This window comes from Pseudomonas sp. FYR_5, assembly GCF_043106315.1.
GTDB classification, from domain to species: Bacteria; Pseudomonadota; Gammaproteobacteria; order Pseudomonadales; family Pseudomonadaceae; genus Aquipseudomonas; species Aquipseudomonas putida_Y.
The window spans coordinates 1-593 of the sequence record NZ_JBICMK010000130.1 but is presented as its reverse complement, the minus strand read 5'-3'; the positions used below and the strand labels follow the sequence as shown (position 1 = coordinate 593).

Here is a 593-nt window from a genome sequence, read left to right as displayed (position 1 = left end):
GGCCCTCTTCGCGGATCTTCACCCGCAGCGCATCGAAGAAAATGACCGGGTACATCGGCTCCAGTGGCCGCTGTTGCCACGCGCCAATCTCTTCCATGACCTCGTCTGTCACAGAGCTGATGAAATCGGGTGAAACGTCGGTTCCATACTGCTCGGACAAAAAGGCTCGGATCTCTCTGACCGTCATTCCACGGGCGTACATGGCGATGATCTTGTCATCGAAACCGGTATACCGCCGCTCATGCTTGGGGATCAGAATAGGCGCAAAACTGCCGTCTCGATCACGAGGAATTTCCAGCCGCAGCGGGCCATCGCCGGTCAAAACCGTCTTGCCACTCTTGCCGTTACGCTGGTTGGTTTCATCCTCTGGGCGCTGCGCGCCCGGCGGATAGCCCAAGTGGTGGCCAAGCTCGGCACTCAGGGCGCGCTCGATCAGGGCCTTCTTGAACGCCGCAGATGCATCCTCGATAGCTTCTGCGGTCATCAGGCCCTCACCGAACTGCTCCAGCAGCTCTTTGGGGATTTTGGGCAGGTCACGCAAGGGTTTCTTTTTGGTTGGCATACATGCACCTCTTACTCATGTTATGCCCGAA

1 protein-coding gene is annotated in these 593 nt (G+C 57.7%); it reads right to left on the bottom strand.

What is annotated here, in order from left to right:
* The coding region (locus ACF8RA_RS25625) for a transposase (protein WP_392519687.1) at positions 1 to 562 on the bottom strand (562 nt) is incomplete at its 3' end.
* Positions 563 to 593: the final 31 nt, after the last annotated feature.